At 28.5% G+C, this 16,588-nt stretch carries 14 protein-coding genes; 12 read left to right on the top strand and 2 right to left on the bottom strand.

Annotation, left to right across the window (positions count from 1 at the left end; all coding sequences use genetic code 11):
- Positions 1-38 precede the first annotated feature (38 nt).
- Entirely contained in the window at positions 39-1,580 is a 1,542-nt protein-coding gene (locus LPB137_RS07560; protein ID WP_076086557.1) for a SulP family inorganic anion transporter, read from the bottom strand.
- Between the two features lie 98 nt (positions 1,581-1,678).
- On the opposite strand from LPB137_RS07560, the gene LPB137_RS07555 reads away from it, so the two are divergent.
- Genes LPB137_RS07555 through LPB137_RS07545 form a run of 3 tightly spaced genes read left to right on the top strand, consistent with a single transcriptional unit; the run spans position 1,679 to position 4,272 of the window.
- Positions 1,679-2,785, top strand: a complete 1,107-nt coding sequence (locus LPB137_RS07555) for a GGDEF domain-containing protein (protein WP_076086554.1) — start codon at positions 1,679-1,681, stop codon at positions 2,783-2,785.
- Positions 2,785-3,342: a CDP-alcohol phosphatidyltransferase family protein gene (locus LPB137_RS07550; protein WP_076086551.1), complete on the top strand. Its 558-nt coding sequence runs from the start codon at positions 2,785-2,787 to the stop codon at positions 3,340-3,342. Before LPB137_RS07555 ends, LPB137_RS07550 begins: the two co-directional genes overlap by 1 nt.
- Positions 3,343-3,354: 12 nt before the next feature.
- Complete coding sequence (locus tag LPB137_RS07545) at positions 3,355-4,272, top strand: Ppx/GppA phosphatase family protein (protein ID WP_076086548.1); 918 nt, start codon at positions 3,355-3,357, stop codon at positions 4,270-4,272.
- Here the strand turns inward: LPB137_RS07545 and LPB137_RS07540 are convergent.
- The gene (locus LPB137_RS07540) at positions 4,269-5,063 is read right to left on the bottom strand and encodes a DUF5713 family protein (RefSeq protein WP_076086545.1); all 795 of its coding nucleotides are present in this window, start codon (positions 5,061-5,063) and stop codon (positions 4,269-4,271) included. The two genes, LPB137_RS07545 and LPB137_RS07540, sit on opposite strands and share 4 nt — an antisense overlap.
- 149 nt (positions 5,064-5,212) lie before the next feature.
- Between LPB137_RS07540 and LPB137_RS07535 the strand changes: the two genes are divergently transcribed.
- From LPB137_RS07535 to purD, 9 genes are all read left to right on the top strand, one after another.
- Positions 5,213-6,910: an acetolactate synthase large subunit gene (locus tag LPB137_RS07535; RefSeq protein WP_076086542.1), complete on the top strand. Its 1,698-nt coding sequence runs from the start codon at positions 5,213-5,215 to the stop codon at positions 6,908-6,910.
- Positions 6,910-7,407 carry an acetolactate synthase small subunit gene (gene ilvN / locus LPB137_RS07530; protein WP_076086539.1) on the top strand — a complete coding sequence of 166 codons (498 nt, stop codon included), beginning with the start codon at positions 6,910-6,912 and terminating at the stop codon, positions 7,405-7,407. The genes LPB137_RS07535 and ilvN overlap by 1 nt, the downstream gene beginning before the upstream one ends.
- A 39-nt stretch (positions 7,408-7,446) precedes the next feature.
- Positions 7,447-8,394 (top strand): UDP-3-O-(3-hydroxymyristoyl)glucosamine N-acyltransferase, encoded by a 948-nt coding sequence (gene lpxD / locus LPB137_RS07525; protein ID WP_076086536.1) that lies wholly within the window; start codon positions 7,447-7,449, stop codon positions 8,392-8,394.
- A 10-nt stretch (positions 8,395-8,404) separates the two neighbouring features.
- A complete protein-coding gene (locus tag LPB137_RS07520) occupies positions 8,405-10,633 on the top strand; it encodes a DNA translocase FtsK (RefSeq protein ID WP_156981731.1) in 2,229 nt (742 codons plus the stop codon).
- 90 nt (positions 10,634-10,723) lie between these two features.
- Positions 10,724-11,266 carry a ribosome hibernation-promoting factor, HPF/YfiA family gene (hpf, locus tag LPB137_RS07515; protein WP_076086530.1) on the top strand — a complete coding sequence of 181 codons (543 nt, stop codon included), beginning with the start codon at positions 10,724-10,726 and terminating at the stop codon, positions 11,264-11,266.
- An 89-nt stretch (positions 11,267-11,355) separates the two neighbouring features.
- A complete protein-coding gene (der, locus tag LPB137_RS07510; RefSeq protein ID WP_076086527.1) occupies positions 11,356-12,852 on the top strand; it encodes a ribosome biogenesis GTPase Der in 1,497 nt (498 codons plus the stop codon).
- Between the two features lie 15 nt (positions 12,853-12,867).
- Positions 12,868-14,442: a SulP family inorganic anion transporter gene (locus tag LPB137_RS07505; protein WP_076086524.1), complete on the top strand. Its 1,575-nt coding sequence runs from the start codon at positions 12,868-12,870 to the stop codon at positions 14,440-14,442.
- A complete protein-coding gene (locus tag LPB137_RS07500) occupies positions 14,435-15,067 on the top strand; it encodes a uroporphyrinogen-III synthase (protein WP_076086521.1) in 633 nt (210 codons plus the stop codon). The genes LPB137_RS07505 and LPB137_RS07500 overlap by 8 nt, the downstream gene beginning before the upstream one ends.
- A 250-nt stretch (positions 15,068-15,317) precedes the next feature.
- Positions 15,318-16,586 carry a phosphoribosylamine--glycine ligase gene (gene purD / locus LPB137_RS07495; RefSeq protein WP_076086518.1) on the top strand — a complete coding sequence of 423 codons (1,269 nt, stop codon included), beginning with the start codon at positions 15,318-15,320 and terminating at the stop codon, positions 16,584-16,586.
- Positions 16,587-16,588 lie beyond the last annotated feature (2 nt).

Raw genomic sequence — 16,588 nt, 5'->3', positions numbered from 1 at the left:
GTTTTAAAGAGGTGTATATTAAAAGCCCAAAAGGACTTTTAATAATCGTATGCAACTTTATATTTTGGATCATCTTCTTCATAAGTACAAAATTGACCTGCATTTTTCATAATTGTCTTACACTCTGAACTTAAGTGTCTAATTTTTACTTTTTTATCAAGTTCAAGATATTTTTTAGTAATTGCATCAATAGCCTCTACTCCTGAAATATCCATAACTCTTGCATCTTTAAAATCTAATACAATATTTTCTGGATCATGTTCAATGTCAAAGTTTTCATTAAATGATGTTACACTTCCAAAAAATAATGGCCCATCAAAATCGTATACTTTTGTTCCATCATCTTCTAAATGAGTTTTTGCAGTTACTTTTGCGTGATTCCATGCAAACACAAGTGCTGAAATAATCACACCAGAAATTACTGCAATTGCTAAATCAGCAACAATTGTAATACAAGTAACAGTTACTAGTACAAAAGCATCACTTTTTGGCATTTTAGTAATTCTAGCAAATGAGCTCCATTCAAATGTTCCAATAGATACCATAAACATAATACCAACAAGTATAGCAACAGGAATTATATTTAAAAGGTCTGTTAAAGTTGCTACTAAAAGAATTAATCCAATTGATGCAACAACACCTGAAAGACGTCCTAATCCACCAGATGTATAGTTGATAATTGATTGACCAATCATTGCACATCCTGGCATTGCACCAAATAAACCACAAGTAATATTTCCTGTTCCTTGTGCAATACATTCTTGATTTGCACTACCTCTTGAACCACCAATTTCATCTAAAACTGAAAGTGTCAAAAGTGATTCAATAACTCCAACAAGTGCAACAATAACAGCATAAGGAAGAACAAGTTTTAATGCTTCAAAATCTAGAATCACATCAGGAATATGAAAAGATGGAAGTAATCCTTTAAACTCTGATAAGTTAGCTAAATCTCCTACAAGCTTAGTATCAGCACTTGTAATATAAACACCTAAAGTAAATACAATAATAGCAACAAGTCCTGCAGGAACTGCTGCTGTAAACTTTGGTAAAAAGTACATAGTAGCCATTGTTCCTAAAATAATTGCATACATAATAATTCCAGCACCATCAAGAAATTTAAATTGACTTGTTGCAATTACAACTGCAAGTCCATTTACAAATCCATGAAGTGCAGGTTGAGGAACTAAACGAATAAATTTACCCATTTTAAAAGCACCAATTATTATTTGAATAATACCTGCAACAATTGCTGTTAATGTAATATACTGAACTATTCCAAATGATAATTCATCACCACTTAGTCCTTGCGAGATCAAAATCTCTTTAGAAGCAAGACTAACTCCTACTAAAACAATTGCAACAGCACCAGTCGCTCCTGAAATCATTCCAGGTTTTCCACCCATAAGAGCTGTAATTAATCCTAAAATAAATGCAGCATATAATCCAACTATTGGACTAACTTGTGCTATAAATGAAAAAGCAATAGCTTCAGGTACAAGTGCAACAGCAACTACAAGTCCTGACAAAATATCACTTTTTGCATTTTTCCCTATAAAAGTATCTTTTATATTTAACAAATTTAAACCTTTTTTAACATTTTTGTTTTCAATAATTCGCGATTATAGCGAAGTAGAAATTTAATCTTAGTTAAATGATTTTTAGATAAAATATCGTAATGAAATTAAAGCTATTTAAATCTGTCACATTTAAACTAATTCTATTAGTTCTTGTTGTTCTTTTTGCTTTAATTAGTACATCAATCTTATTTAACTCTCAAATTGATAAATTAAAAGTACAAATAGATAATCTTTATTTTGGTAATTTTATTCCTATTGTTAAATTAGAAAACATTCAAGATAATTATAAAACAATCATTTCATGTCGTACTCTTAAATATATTTGCGATTTTAAAAAAGAACAAAAAATCATTTTAGAAGATTGGTCTTATTATTACAACGCTTATAAAAATGAAAAAGAAAGAAACGTTATAAATAATGTTGATATTGCATTAAAAGAAACATTCAAAATAAATAAGCTTCACAAATTTAAAAAAATAGTACAAAAAATAGAATTCTTAATAGATTATGAAACTAAAATGGCATTTAAGCAAAGAAAACTTTTTGTAGAAGAATATAAAAGAATGAAAGACTACTTGTTTATTAATATTGTTCTTCTTTTAGTTCTAACTTTTGGTATTGTTGCGTATATTATTTATCAAGTAGTAAAAAAAGATAATCAATTAAGAGTTTTAAATACAAAATACAAGATTGATTCTATTACAGATTCTATGACAAGTCTTTATAATAGAAAATATTTTGATACAATATTCGATAATATGCCTTTTATTGCAAATGCAAATAACTGGGAATGTGCTTTTATAATGTTTGATATTGATTATTTTAAACAATATAATGACACTTATGGACATGATGCTGGTGATGAAACTTTAAAAAAAGTTGCAAAAGTATTAAAAGAGTATTTTAATAATAAATATGAATTCGTCTTTAGATTAGGCGGAGAAGAGTTTGGAGTAATTTTATTTGATATTGATTTAGATATTTTAGAATCATGTCTAAATGATATAAATCAAAAAATTGTTGATCTTAAAATTGAACATAAAACAAGTGATGTTCTAGATGTTGTTACTATTTCTATAGGTGCAATAATGTACGAACCAAATACATATATCTCTGCAAATAAGCTTTATAAAAAAGCAGATGATAGTTTATATAAATCAAAACATAATGGTAGAAACCAATACCATATACATAAAGGAAAATAATGTCTTTTTTATTTAATAAAAATAATCATTTTAATTTAGCAAACATAGTAACTTTTTTTAATATTGCAGCAGGTATTTTTGCAATTTATTTTTTAACTCATCATGAGTTTTTTGCGGCTGCACTTTTTGCATGGCTTGCTGGTGGATTTGATATTATTGATGGGAAAATTGCAAGAAAATACAATCTTTCTACAGAATTTGGAATTCAATTAGATTCTTATGCAGACTTTTTATCATTTGTAATCGTTCCAACAATGTTTATTTATTTTGCAGTAATAGATACAAAAGAGCTAATGCTTAATACACCACTTATTGTATTTGCATTTGTTTATTATGTAATATCAGGATTAAGAAGATTAATTCAATTTAATATTAATGCAGAAGAAGGTGAAGTTGCAAAACACTTTGTAGGAATTCCAACTCCTTTAGGTGCAATTTTATTATGGCTTGTTTATTTAATATATCTAACTGGATTTATGCACGAACATGTAGTTTTAGGTTTAATGATTATTATTGGATACTTATTAAACTCTAAAATAAAAATTCCTCATTTATAAGATTAGTATTAAATGTGTGAAGAAGTTGTAAGTATTGATTTAGGCTCTAATTCTTTTAGAGTTTTAAAATATGATTGTAAAAATCACAAAATTGTTGCTGAATATAACCAAGTTGTAGGAACCGCAGATGGTTTAGTTGATACGGGATTAATATCGCAAGAAGCACAACAAAGAGTTATAAAAGCTTTAAAGAAATCTATTGAAGTTGTTGATTATAAACCTAGTTGTGCCGTTGCAGTTACAACAGCTGCAATGAGAAAAGCTAGTAATAATCAAGAAGTTTTAAAAAACTTTGAAGAACAAACAGGTGTAAAGTTTACTATTATTGATGGTAACGAAGAAGCTAGATTAACTCTTCTTTCAGTTAAATATGCTTTAAAAAGAGAAAAAATTGATTCTTCTAATTTTATTCTTTTAGATATAGGTGGCGGTTCAACTGAAATAATTGTAAATACTAATAATGAATATAAAGCTAATAGCTTTGATTTTGGTATTGTAACTATGACTCAAGAATTTTTAAAATATGACGATTTACATAATGATTTAAAAAATAGAAAAATACAAGTAAAAAAATATTTAGATTCTTTAAATGTAAATTTAAAAGATTATACTTTTGTAGCAACAGCTGGAACTCCTACTACAATTGCTGCTGTTAAACTTGGACAAGATTTTTTCTCTTATGATAGACAAACAGTAAATGGAACAATTGTTAATTTAAAAGATCTTGAAGACTGTTTAAGTATTTTTGATACATGTTCAAAAGAAGAAATTACAAAACTAGTAGGAAGTGGAAGAGTTGAGTTTATACAAGTTGGAATTTATATTTATAGAGCTATTTTTGAAGTTTTAGGAAAAAATGAATCAATAGTTTTAGATGATGGATTAAGAGAAGGAGTTGCTCTTAATGCATGTTTAAAGAGTAAGGTTTAAGATAATAACCTTACACTTTGTGCTTGAACAATATTAGCTTGTGAAGCAGCTAAATAGCCAAGGTTAGCAGATATATTATTTTTTGAAAAATCTACAGACTCTTTTCCATAATCTCTATTTTCATTATATAAAGAAACTTGTTCTTTTATATTCTCTCTTGCTGTTTCTTCTATTTTATTCCCAAACTCTTTAAACTCTTCTGCAATATTTTGAATTTGAGTTGTAGTACTTTCTACTTTTGAAATTACTTCATTTAATTGTTTTGGATCATTTAAATTTGATGCATTTAGTGTTTCAAATATTCCAGTTGCAAAATCTGGTGTGTTAGTTTTATCTATTGAGAAACTTTCTGAGTCAGTGTTAATAGAAATATTTTTATTTTCATCATAATAATCTATACTTAATAAGTTTTCATTTTTAAATTTCGTTTCGTATGCAGTTGCATTAAAATCTTTAAGATTTTCATTTATAACTTGTTTAATATCATTTTTATCTTGTAGTTGATTATCATCACTTTTTAAGTTTTCTAATTCTTCTTGAATATTACTTATATATGTTTGTTCTTTTTCTAGAGCATTTGTTGCAATATTGCTAATTGCAATACCATTATTAAGTGATTGAACATTTGAAGATAATTCATCTCTTTTTTGATTATATTCATTTATTGAAAGAAAAGAGGCTGAATCGTTATCAACTTTTTGTACTTGCTTTGATTGTTCTGCTTTATCAATTTGAAGTTGTGTTGATTGATTAAGGTTACTAATATTGTTATTTATGTTACTTACATCCATAAATTAACTCCTTATAATTAGTTTCTATTGTGATTATATGTTAATTAAACTAAAAGCAATCTAAAATCTAATATTTAGATGATAGATGTTAACCAATAATTAATATTATCTTTTGTAGAATACCAACTATTTTAAAACGGAGAAGTATAATGAAAATGAGTGGCGCTAAAATGGTTGTAGAATCATTACATCAAGAAGGGGTTGAAGTCGTATTCGGATATCCTGGAGGCGCTATTATGAACGTCTATGATGAAATTTATAAACAGAATCATTTCCAACATATTCTTAACAGACATGAGCAAGCTTCTATTATAGCAGCTGAAGGTTACGCAAGATCAACAGGAAAAGTAGGAGTTGCTATTGTAACTTCTGGACCTGGTTTTACAAATGCAGTTACAGGTTTAGCAGATGCTTATATGGATTCTATTCCTTTGGTTGTAATATCGGGACAAGTACCATCACATATTATTGGTACTGATGGTTTCCAAGAAATTGATGCTGTAGGAATTTCAAGACCTTGTACTAAGCATAATTACTTAGTAAATAAAATAGAAGATTTACCAAGAATTATAAAAGAAGCTTTTCATATAGCAAGTACTGGAAGACCAGGACCTGTTCATGTTGATATTCCAAAAGATATTACAGCAGAAATGGCAGATTTTGTATATCCAAAAGAGGTACATTTACCAACATATAGACCAACTGTAAATTACAATAAAAAACAGTTAAAAAGAGCTATGAATCAACTTAGTAAAGCTAAAAAACCATTATTATATATTGGTGGTGGAGCAATTTTAGCTAACTGTTCATATGAAATTAGAGAATTAGCTAAAAAACTTAATATTCCTGCAGTTGAAACATTAATGGCTAGAGGTGCAATGGGAGATGAAAATCCATTGTTCTTTGGGATGTTAGGAATGCACGGTGAATTTGCAGCTAATATGGCAGCACATGAAACGGATCTTTTAATTTCACTAGGTGCTAGATTTGATGATAGGGTAACTGGAAGACTTGATGAGTTTGCATCAAAAGCAAAAGTTATTCATGTTGATATTGACCCAGCAAGTATTAGTAAGTTAGTTACTGCTGATTATCCAATTGTTGGAGATTTAAAAAGAACAGTTGAGGGTATGCTTGAATCAATTGAAGATATTGAATTTAATGATTATTCAAATTGGGTTGAATTATTAAGTGATTACAGAGAAAAAGAACCATTAAGATTTATTGACTCAAATGATGTTATTAAACCTCAATGGCCAGTTCAAAGAGTTGGAAAACTGTTAGGTTCAAAAGCTGTTATTTCAACTGATGTTGGACAACATCAAATGTGGGCAGCACAGTTTTACCCATTCTCACAGCCTAGACAATGGATTACATCTGGTGGATTAGGAACTATGGGATTTGGACTACCTGCAGCAATGGGTGTAGCACGTGCTCTTCAAGGAACAGATAGAGTTTCTATTAACTTCACAGGTGATGGTTCAATTTTAATGAATATTCAAGAGTTAATGACTTGCGTTGAGTATAATTTACCTGTAATAAATATTATTTTAAATAATAATTATTTAGGAATGGTAAGACAATGGCAAACAATGTTTTATGAAAATAGATTATCAGAAACAGATTTATCAGCACAACCAGATTTCCCAAAACTTATTGAAGCATTTGGTGGACTTGGATATAGAGTTACAACTAAAGAAGAGTTTGATGCAGCATTAAAAGATGCAGTTGAAAAGAAAAAACCTGCAATGATTGAAGTTATTGTTGCTAGAAATGAAGAAGTGCTTCCAATGGTACCAAATGGTCATGCACTAAATGAAATGACACTAATTGAAGGAGGAAAATAATGAATAATTTTAATCACTATTATGATTCAGAAACTACAAGACAAGTAATTTCAGTAGTTGTAATGAACGAACATAATGTTTTATCAAGAATTGTTGGATTATTTTCAGCACGTGGATATAATATCGATTCTTTAACAGTTGCACCTATGGAAGGTAGTGAATACTCAAGAATGACTATTGTTACAACAGGTGATAAAAGAGTAATTGATCAAATTGTAAAACAATTAAATAAATTAATTCCAGTATTAAAAGTAAATGAACATAGAAATGTTGTTGAAAAAGATACAGTTTTAATGAAATTCTCTATTGAAAATAATTTATCTGATATTGATGTTATTGCTCGTGCTTATCATGGTTCAATACAAAATGTTACAGATGAAGCAATTATAGTTTCTGCAACTGATTCATCAATGAGAATTATGAACTTTATTAAAGTAATGCAAAAATTCAATCCACTTGAAGTCGTAAGAAGTGGTATTGTAGCAATGGAAAGATAAGAAAGCTTTTTCTTATCTTATCCTATAAAAGGATAACAAATGACTCTACAAGAGATTGCACAATCTATTAATATTGATTGTGAAAATACAAAAGAAATATCAGGTTTAAGTACTTTACTAGATTCTACACAAACAGAAGTGACATTTTTAGAAAATAAAAAATATTTAAATGATTTACAAAATACAAAAGCAGCAGCTGTTTTAATTAATCAAGAGTTTGCTAGTAAAGTTCCAGAGGGTACTATTGCTCTTATTTGTGAAGAACCATATTTAAATCTTGCAAAATTATCAAAATTATTTGCACCTGAGGTAATTGAACTTGAAGGTGAGAAACCAGTAATTGGTGGATTTACAAAAGTAATGCCAAATGTTTATATTGGAAAAGGTTCAATTATTGGTTCTGATTGTACTATTATGTCTGGAGCTTATATAGGAGATAATGTAAAAATTGGAAATAATACTATTATTCATCCAAATGTTGTAGTTTATAGAGATTGTAATATTGGAAATGATTGTATTATTCATGCTGGAACTGTTATTGGAAGTGATGGTTTTGGTTTTGCAAATACAAAAGAAGGTAAATATATAAAAATTTATCAAAATGGAAATGTTGAGATTGGAAATGATGTTGAAATTGGAGCTAATACTGCAATTGATAGAGCAGCATTTAAATCAACTGTAATTTCTGATGGTGTAAGAATTGATAATCTTGTTCATATTGCACATAACTGTAAAATAGGGCCTGGTTGTATTTTAACAGGTCAAGTTGGACTTTCTGGTTCTACTACACTTAATCATTATGTAATTATGGGTGGTCAAAGTGCAACAGCAGGGCACTTAGAAATTGCACCATTTACAACTATTGCAGCACGTGGTGGTGTAACAAAAAATATTACAGAACCCAAACAATCTTGGGCAGGATTTCCTTTAATGAAGCATAAGCAATGGCTTAGACTTCAAGGAAAAATTGCAAAATTATTAAAATAAAGGCCATCCCATAGCTAAAAAAATATTATCACTAATTGTTCTATTTATTATAGTTTATTTTGAGTTTTCAACTTTTTTCAGTACTAAAGATAGTGTTGGAAAAGTTGGATTCATTTTTGCTCAAAACTCACATATATATTTTGGTTTTTTATCTTATGTATATCTCTTATTGTTCCTTTATCCTTTATATATAATAAATTTTAAAGAAAATATTAAGGGTAAAGATTTAACTTTAAATATTATTATTGTCTTATTAATATTATTTGTATCTTTGATTTTACAATCTTTAATTGTTGAAAAAGGTATTTTCAGTGGAGAAATTGGAAATATTTTAGTAGAGAGTTTAAGCCCATTTATTGGCTATGCAGGACTTTATATCTTTGTATTAGTAGGTTTTGTCATCTCTTTTTTAGTTTTATTTGAAAATTCTGATATGGATGTAGAAAAAATAGTTAGTAATTTAAAAACTAATAAGTCATCAAAAGTTAAAAGAATTGAAAATAATACTAGGCAAAAAAGAAAAGAAGAAAAAGTTTCAATAAAAGAAAATGGTAATACTGCTGAAATTATTGTAGATAATCCAGTAATTACTCCTATCTTTGAAAAATCAATTCCTGAAGTAAAAGATAATGCTAATATAAATAATGAAATGGAAATTCTTGAAGTTGTAGAAGAAATTAAAGAAGCTGAAATAAATTCAGAATCAAACTTGGATGAAAATACTGGACCTGTTGTAGAAACTACTGAGGCTCATGGAATAATTGTTGAAGAATTAGAAGAAAATAAAAAACTTTTAGATGAAATTGAACAAGGTGCTACTGAAAAACCAAATGATTTTGAATTACCACCAACAAAGTTCTTTCAATCAACTCCAAAAGAAAAAAAATCTAAAGTATCTGAACAAGTAATTGATCAAAAAATCTGTGACTTATTAGATAAACTTTCAATGTTCAAAATTGAAGGTGATGTTGTAAGAACATATACAGGACCAGTTGTTACAACTTTTGAGTTTAAACCAGCTCCAAATGTTAAAGTATCTAAGATTTTAAATCTACAAGATGATTTAGCTATGGCTTTAAAAGCCCAAACTATTAGAATTCAAGCACCAATTCCAGGAAAAGATGTTGTTGGTATTGAAGTTCCTAATGAAGATACTCAAACAATTTATTTAAAAGAAATGTTAGAGAGTGAACTATTTGAAAATTCAAAATCACCATTAACAATGATTTTGGGAAAAGATATTGTAGGAAAACCTTTTATTACAGATTTAAAAAAATTACCACACTTACTAATTGCAGGAACTACGGGTTCTGGTAAATCAGTTGGTATTAATTCTATGATACTTTCATTATTATATAAAAATTCACCAGATAATTTAAAACTTGTAATGATTGACCCAAAAATGCTTGAATTTTCAATGTATAACGATATTCCACATTTATTAACACCAGTTATTACAAAAGCTGGGGATGCAATCAATGCCTTAGCAAATATGGTAGCTGAAATGGAAAGACGTTACACTTTAATGTCTCAGACAAAAACAAAAAATATTGAAAACTATAATGAAAAAGGTAAAAAAGAAGGTTTTGAAACTTTACCTTATATTGTTGTTGTAATTGATGAGTTAGCTGACCTTATGATGACAAGTGGAAAAGATGTTGAATATTCAATTGCAAGGCTTGCACAAATGGCAAGAGCATCAGGGATTCACTTAATTGTTGCAACACAAAGACCATCTGTTGATGTTGTAACTGGTCTTATTAAAGCGAATTTACCAAGTAGACTTTCATATAAAGTAGGGCAAAAAATAGATTCTAAGATTATTTTAGATTCAATGGGTGCTGAATCACTTCTTGGTCGAGGAGATATGTTATTTACTCCTCCTGGAATGTCTGGACTTGTAAGAATTCACGCTCCTTGGTCAAGCGAAGATGAGATTGAAAAAGTTGTTGATTTCTTAAAAAGCCAAAGAGATGTTGAATATGATATGGATTTTATAAAAGATAGGAATTCTCAAGGAAGTTCTAATACATCTACAAGTGCAGAACTTGGTGATGTTGATGAATTATATGAATCTGCAAAGATGGTAGTATTAAACGATCAAAAAACTTCAATCTCATATATTCAAAGAAAACTTAGAATTGGTTATAACAGAGCTGCAACTATTGTTGAGCAATTAGAGCAAACAGGAGTATTATCTGAACCAAATATCAAAGGAAATAGAGAAATACTAGTTTAAATAACTGTTTTAAGTTTTATCTAATCTAGCATAGAGCCTTGTTTTATTTTAATTATGATAAAATAAATAAATTATTATAAGGAGTTTGTTATGAATACAAGTATTGTAGGAAGACACATAGATTTAACTGAGCCAATTAAAGAATATATTAATAGTTCAATAGAAGTATTTAAAAAATATAATTTAGATATTATTTCTGTAAATTCAATTATTTCTCAAGATGAGAAAAATGGTAAAAAAGCATTTTCATTTGAATTCACTTTAAATGTTGCTCATATAGACACAGTTGTTGTAAAACAAAAAGACAAAGATTTATATTCTGCAATTGATATTGCAGTAGATAGAGTTTCAAAAGTTTTAAGAAGACATCATGATAAAATTTCAGCACATAAAGCTACTAAATTAACTGAAGTTGTATCTTCAGAAATTGAAGATAAAATTGCTGTTGAATTAGAAAGATTTGAAGATGAGATTGCACCTGCAAGACTTAACTCATACAAACCAATGGATATTGAAGAAGCATTAAAAGAATTAAAAGGTTCTGATGCACAATTCAAAGTATTCTATGATAAAGATGATAATATGAGAGTATTATATAAAAGTAGTACAGAAGGAAAATTCGGATTATACTAATCTCGAATTTTTATAATGAAAAAGGTATTAGTCTAATGACTAATGCCTTTTTTAATTTTAATAATATACAAATAGGATATTAAAAGTTTATGAATAAAACATTAAAAAAAATTGCACTTATTGGTCAACCAAATGTAGGAAAATCTTCGCTATTCAATAGAATTGCTCAAAAAAGAATTGCAATTGTTTCTGATTTAGCAGGAACAACAAGAGATATTAGAAGACATGAAGTTACAATTATGGATAAGACAGCATTAATGCTAGATACTGGTGGTATTGATGAAACTAATGATGCAATATTTTCAAATGTAAAAAGAAAAGCTATCGAGACTGCAAGAGAGGCTGATATAATACTTTTTATGGTTGATGGTAAAAATATACCTGATGATAAAGATAAAGAATTATTTTATGAGCTTCAAAGATTAGGTAAAGAATTAGCTCTAATTGTAAACAAAATTGATAATGATAAAGAGCTTGAAAGACTATGGGAATTCTTTGAATTTGGTATTTCAGATGAAAACTTATTTGGAATTTCTGTTTCACATAATAGAGGTACAAAGAATTTATTTGATTGGCTTTATAATCAACTTCCTGAACCAGAAGAAGAAGTTTTAGAATCTTCTGAAGTTAAAGAAATCATTACAGAATCTCATATTGTTCCCTTAGATGAAATGGAAACTAGTGAAGAATTAGAAGATTATGAAATTCAAGAAGACATTGTTTTTGATGACGAAGAAATTGAAAATCCTGATGCTTTTGTTGTTGATAATAAAATAAAAGTTGGAATCATTGGTCGAGTAAATGTTGGAAAATCTTCAATATTAAATGCTATTGTTGGACAAGAAAGATCTGTAGTCTCTCCAATTGCAGGTACAACTATTGACCCTGTTGATGAAGTTTACGAATATGCAGATAAAAGTGTTACTTTTGTTGATACAGCTGGTTTAAGAAGACGTGGAAGAATTGAAGGAATTGAAAAGTTTGCTTTAATGAGAACAAAAGAGATGTTAGAAAAAGCTAATGTAGCTTTATTAGTTCTAGATGCATCTTCTGAATTAACAGACCTTGATGAAAAAATTGCAGGTTTAGTTGATGAGTACGGATTAGGTACTATTATTGTTCTTAATAAATGGGATGAAAACATGGAGACTTTCAAGAAAATGGAAGAACTAATTAGAGGTAGATTTAAATTCCTTTATTATGCTCCAATTATTGCAGTTTCGGCTAAAACTGGTCGTTCTATTGATAGATTAAAAGATAAAATTATTGAAATATATGATAACTATACACAAAGAATTCCAACATCACAGCTTAATAGAGTTATTGAAAAAGCAGTTATAAGACACTCTCTTCCAAGTCCAAATGGTGCTTATTTAAGAATTTATTATTCAACACAATTTGAAACTAAACCACCAAGAATTGCACTTGTAATGAATAAACCAAGACTTCTTCATTTCTCTTATAAAAGATATTTGATTAATTTCTTAAGAGATAATTTTAATTTTGAAGGTTGTCCAATTCATATTATTGCTCGTGGTAAAAATGATAAAGTTGGTGATGAGGAATATTTAGAAGAGGATAATTAATTCTAAGGAGCAGTAATGCATATTATAAAAAATGATATATTTGCTGGTATTACAGCTGCCGTTGTTGCACTTCCTCTAGCTTTAGCATTTGGAGTTGCAAGTGGAGCTGGTGCTATTGCTGGTTTATACGGTGCGATTATATTAGGTTTATTTGCAGCTGTTTTTGGAGGTACTTCTACACAAATTTCAGGACCAACTGGTCCAATGACAGTAGTAACTGCTGCTGCTATTGCAACTTTCCCAAATGATTTTTCAACTGTTATGACAGTAATTTTTCTATCTGGACTAATTCAAATTTCTTTTGGATTAGTAGGGATTGGGAAATGGATTAAATATATTCCTTATCCTGTAATTTCTGGCTTTATGTCAGGTGTTGGTGTGATTATTATCATACTACAGATTAATCCATTTTTAGGTGTTGAATCTAATAGTTCTGTAATTCATACATTAACGCAAGTCCTAAATACTCTTCATAATGCAGATGACCATGCTTTAGTAGTGGCTTATATCACATTAGGAATTATGTTTTTAACTCCAAAATTTATTACAAAATATGTACCTTCAGCATTAATTGCTCTATTTGTTGTTACTTATTTTACAATTAGTACAAACTATGAAGTAGCAACAATTGGAAGTATTCCTGTTGGTTTACCTGAATTTATTTTACCTATATCTTTTGATATTTTACAATTAAGTTCAATTATAACTTTGGCTATTACACTTGCGTTATTAGGTTCAATTGATTCTTTATTAACTTCACTTGTTGCTGATTCTATGACTAAAACAAAACACAATCCTAAAAAAGAGTTAATAGGTCAAGGAATTGGAAATGCGGCTTGTTCTTTTTTTGGTGCAATACCAGGAGCAGGAGCAACTATGCGTACTGTTATAAACATTAATAGTGGAGGAACAACGAAATTATCAGGAATGGTTCATTCACTTACCCTTTTATTAATCATTTTATTTTTAGCTCCACTTGCATCTGAAATTCCTCTTGCTGTATTATCAGGTATTTTAATAAAAGTTGGTTTTGATATTTTAGATTATAAGTTCTTACGAATTATGAACAAGGTGTCAAGACAAGATTTACTTATTATGATTACAGTTTTTTTACTTACAATTTTTGTTGATTTAATTATGGCTGTAGGAGTTGGAATTACAATTTCATCTATTTTAGCTGTATATCAAATATCAAGAAATACTAGAATGAAAACAAAAAGATCAAAAAGTTCTTTTGAAATTGATATTGGAAACAATAATATTGAAATTATCAAGATTGATGGTTCTTTATTTTTTGGTACAGTTTCTGAACTAGATAATAAATTAGATAAAATATCTGAAAATAAAATAGTTATACTTGATTGTAAAAATGTTTCATTTTTAGATATATCTGCAATTTTTACAATTGAAGATATGATTGCAAAATTAAAAAATAGAAATATAAAAACACTTCTTGTTTTAAAACATGCACATAAAAGACACATTTTAGCTGTAGATACAGATGGTTCTTTCAAAAAAAATAAAATGTTTTTTCATATGGATGATGCAATTAATTATACACAACAATTGCAAATGGAGCAAAATGTCTAAAATATATTTATTAAATAATTTAAAATATGAAGGTGTTGAAAATTTAGAAGTTTTTGGTATTGAATATATAAAATCACAAATTGATTTATCAAAATATGATGCATTGATTTTTACTTCTAAAAATGCAATATATTCATTAGATTCATTTAATAAATCCTGGAAATCAATTCCTTCTTATGCAATTGCTCCAAAGACTGCGAATATAATAAATGAATATAAAGGTAAACTAGTTTTTACAGGTATAAGTTCTCATGGAAATGATTTCGCAAAAGAGCTTATACCAATACTTAAGAATAAAAAAGCTCTATATATAAGAGCTTTAAAAACTGTTTCTAAAATCACACAAATACTAAAAGAAAATGATATCAAGATTGATGAATTAATTACTTATAAAACTTCATGCTTACAATCTTCAAATAAACTAGAAAAAAACTCAGTATTTATTTTTTCTGCGCCTTCTAGTGTTGAATGTTTTTTTAAAAATTATTCATGGGATAATTCTTATAAAGCTATTGTAATTGGTAAAACAACTGCAAAATATTTACCATCAAATATTAAATATCAAATAAGTGAAAAAACATCAATAGACGAATGTATAAAACTTGCAAAGCAATTACTTATTTAAACTCTAATTTAACCATCTTTAGATAAAATATTGCCATCTAAGTAGTACGGGATTTCCATTGTTGAGGGTCCGATAATTTATTTTTGTGTGTAAGTGTAGAAGTATGGTGTGCAGCCTTTCATTGTGTTTAGGCTCCTAAAGTATTTCTCTTACGTGCAGTTATTGGCTTTTCAGGGCCAAATTTATGGTTAACGGCTACTTGGAAAACTAAATAAAATTTATAAATAATAATTAAATACAAGGAATAATCGTGAATATATTAATACTTGGAAGTGGTGGTAGAGAGTACTCTATTGGCCTTGCTATCTCTAAAGAAGAAACAGAACATAATTTATTTTTTATGCCAGGAAATGGTGCTACGGATAACTTAGGGACAAATATTAATATCAAAGATTACAATGAATTAGCTTCTTGGGCTAAAACAAATGAAATAGAATTAACTATTGTAGGACCTGAAGCTCCTTTAGTAGATGGTGTTGTTGATATATTTAAAGAAAATGATTTAACAATTTTTGGACCAAGTAAGGCAGCAGCTGAACTTGAAGGTTCAAAAGTTTATATGAAAAATATATTAAAAAAATATAACATACCAACAGCAGCGTTTATAGAAACAACTAACGAAAAAGAAGCTCATGATTTTATCGATACAATGAATTTACCAATTGTTGTAAAAGCTGATGGCTTATGTGGTGGTAAAGGTGTAATTATTGCACAAAGTTTTGATGAAGCAAAACAAGCAGCTTCGGACATGCTAGCAGGTACTTCTTTTGGAGATGCTGGAACTTCAATTGTTGTTGAAGAATTTTTAGATGGATATGAACTTTCTATTTTTGCAATTTGTGATGGTGAAAACTATAAAGTTTTACCTGCAGCTCAAGATCATAAGAGAATAGGGGATGGTGATACAGGACCAAATACTGGTGGAATGGGTGCGTATGCTCCAACTCCACTTGTGAATGATGATATATACCAAAAAGTTGAAGATAGAGTTATTAAACCAACTTTAGAAGGAATGAAAAAAGAAGGTGCTCCTTTTGAAGGTGTACTTTTTATTGGTGTAATGGTTGTAAAGGGTGAACCAATTATTTTAGAATATAATGTAAGATTTGGAGATCCTGAGTGTGAAATTTTAATGCCATTATTAGCATCTCCTGTTTCTGATTTATTTTATAAAGGTGCTACAAAACAACTTGATAAATTAGATATTAAAATTAAAAACGAATTTGGTGTTGGTGTTGTTATGGCTAGTGAAAACTATCCATATTCAAGCTCAACTCCTGCTGAAATAATTGTAGATGAAATTGTTGATGAAGACTTACTAAATAATTCACATATCTCTTATGCAGGTGTTTCAAAAGTTGATGATAAATTAATGGCTGATGGTGGAAGAGTTCTTGTTTGTGTAGGTTTTGGAACAAGTATTAAAGAAGCTAGAGATAGAGCTTATGAATTATGTGGTCAAGTACATTTTGCTGGTAAAAAAATCAGAACTGATATTGCATATCAAGCATTAAAGTAGTT

It is taken from the genome of Poseidonibacter parvus, assembly GCF_001956695.1.
GTDB classification, from domain to species: Bacteria; Campylobacterota; Campylobacteria; order Campylobacterales; family Arcobacteraceae; genus Poseidonibacter; species Poseidonibacter parvus.
Note: the sequence above shows the minus strand (reverse complement) of the source record. Positions and strands in the feature narration are given on the sequence as shown.